1 pseudogene is annotated in these 357 nt (G+C 56.3%); it reads left to right on the forward strand.

What is annotated here, in order from left to right:
- Positions 1–87, forward strand: a pseudogene (locus RCF13_RS01255) (helix-turn-helix domain-containing protein); the annotation flags it as partial.
- Between the last annotated feature and the right edge of the window lie 270 nt (positions 88–357).

Consider the following 357-nt stretch of genomic DNA (forward strand, 5'->3'; position numbering starts at 1 on the left):
CGACGCTGGCACCTACGTGACCAAGTCTCTCTGAGGGAGATCGCCAGACGGCTTGGCGTCTCCCGTAACACCGTCCGGAAGTACCTAAGAACCGACACGACGGAACCCAACTATTCGACTCGACGGACGCCAAGTGCCCTAGATTCCTATGCCTTCAAGCTTTCGGTCTGGCTAAAAACTGAGGCGAACAAACCCCGTAAATGACGCAGAACCTTGAAGCGGGTGCACGCCGATCTGTGTGCGCTCGGATTCAATGGATCGTACGACCGAGTCGCAGCCTTCGCTAGGCAATGGAAGGTGGATCAGTTAGACCGGGTCAAGGCTGCGAGCAAAGGAACACCCGGGATTCCAACTTTG

It is taken from the genome of Stenotrophomonas maltophilia group sp. RNC7 (assembly GCF_030910085.1).
Taxonomy (GTDB): domain Bacteria; phylum Pseudomonadota; class Gammaproteobacteria; order Xanthomonadales; family Xanthomonadaceae; genus Stenotrophomonas; species Stenotrophomonas sepilia.